Source organism: Streptomyces sp. NPDC003697 (assembly GCF_053587115.1).
Genome location: NZ_JBSFNN010000171.1, coordinates 1 through 1,648, shown reverse-complemented (window position 1 = coordinate 1,648; position 1,648 = coordinate 1). Strand labels below are relative to the sequence as shown.

Genomic DNA, 1,648 nt, shown 5'->3' with positions numbered 1-1,648 from the left:
TTAGAGGTCGTTCTCTTTCCGAACCTCGTGTGTGACTTTTGCTGGTCGGACATGAGATCGCGGCTGTCGCGGGAGTCTCGGTTCGTTGCTGGCTGAGATGTCGTGGGGGTGGCGGATGCCGTCGATGCGGGCGGTCCTGGAGGCGCGGCAGAAGGCCGCGGTGGTGCGGGTAGAAGAACTCGAAGCCGAGCTGGAGCGGGTGCGGGCGGCTCTGAGCGACGCCGAAGAGGTGCTCAGGCGCCGGGTGATCGGCCTGGAGCAGTATCTGGAGGCGTTGGCCGAGGAGGATGCGCCCGTCGTGGCTGCCGACGGGGTGCAGCGGAAGAAGCCGGTTGGACCGCGCCGGGCGGTGCCTCATCGGCAGAACGCGGCCGGGGTCGAGGGTTTGTCGGTGGACTACCAGGCGTTGATGGCCGCCGCTGTGGAGGCTGGAGCCGATGGGCTGGGTGCCCGGCGGGCGGCGGTGGTGCTGGGCTGGGACAGCGCTTCCGCCTCCCGCGTCGAGGGCGCGAGGGCCCGGCTGAAACGGCTGGTGGAACGGGGCTGGCTGGTCGAGGACAAGCCGGGCAGGTTCATGCTGCCCGCGCTGGAACAGGCTGGTGCCGGGCGGCCAGGCGGCGGTTCATGAGCATGGTCATCGACCACTGGATGACGGCCTCGCTGGTGTCGGTGCGTCGTTCGTAGTCACGGACCAGGCGCCGGCTGCGCAGGAGCCAGGCGAAGGATCTTTCGACGACCCAGCGGCGGGGCAGGACCTCAAAGCCGCTGGCGTCGTCGCTGCGGCGGACGATGTCGAGGACGACTCCGAGGTGCTGGGCGGTCCAGTCGGTGAGGTGGCCGGTGTAACCCCCGTCGGCCCAGATGCGAGCCAGGTGCCGGAAGTGAGTCTTTGCTGCGGGTAGCAGGCTGCGGGCGGCGTCCCGGTCGGTCGTGGACGCCGGCGTGACCAGCACGGCCAGAAGCAGTCCGAGGGTGTCGGTGAGCAGGTGCCGCTTGCGCCCGTTGATTTTCTTCCCAGCGTCGTATCCCCGTGAGGCGAGGGTGACCGTGGCGTCCGCCTTCACTGACTGCGAGTCCACGACCCCCGCACTCGGTTCCGGGCTGCGGCCCTCAGCTGTGCGGACGGCCTCGCGCAGACGTTCGTGCAGCTCGGCCACCAATCCCGCATCCCGCCAGCGGGCGAAGAAGGCATACACCCGCGGCCAGGGCGGAAAGTCGGACGGCATCGCCCGCCACTTGATGCCGTTGTCGACGAGGTAGCGCACCGCGTCGATCATCTGCCGGTGGCAGTAGCCCTCCGGACGCCCGCCCCGGCCAGCCATCCACGACGGCACTGGCAGCAGATCCCGCACCGACGCCCACTCCGCATCGCTTATATCCGAGTCGTACCGGGGCCGGCGCTCCGGCCGGTCGGCCGCGTTCCCGAACCGATGGGCGAGACAGTCACACCCAGGAGTGGACGGACTGGACCCGGCAACCACGACCACGCGACACTTCGACAACAGGGCCTCTTGCTTCTCGCTGGACTCGACAACCGCGAGCTACCAAGAGGCCCTTCCTCTATGCCCCATCAGCCCACAAGTCACCCGATCCAGGACCCCGTTCGAACCAGACCGAGCGCACGACCGGATAGAGAACGGCCAGTTAG

Annotated in this window: 2 protein-coding genes; one reads left to right on the top strand and one right to left on the bottom strand. The window is 68.8% G+C overall.

The window, feature by feature from the left end; all coding sequences use genetic code 11:
• Positions 1 to 124 precede the first annotated feature (124 nt).
• On the top strand, positions 125 to 628 hold the full coding sequence (locus ACWDNY_RS31380; protein ID WP_451649201.1) for a hypothetical protein: 504 nt from the start codon (positions 125 to 127) through the stop codon (positions 626 to 628).
• Here ACWDNY_RS31380 and ACWDNY_RS31375 read toward each other — a convergent pair.
• Positions 573 to 1,376 carry an IS5 family transposase gene (locus tag ACWDNY_RS31375; protein WP_451649200.1) on the bottom strand — a complete coding sequence of 268 codons (804 nt, stop codon included), beginning with the start codon at positions 1,374 to 1,376 and terminating at the stop codon, positions 573 to 575. The genes ACWDNY_RS31380 and ACWDNY_RS31375 overlap by 56 nt on opposite strands.
• Positions 1,377 to 1,648 lie beyond the last annotated feature (272 nt).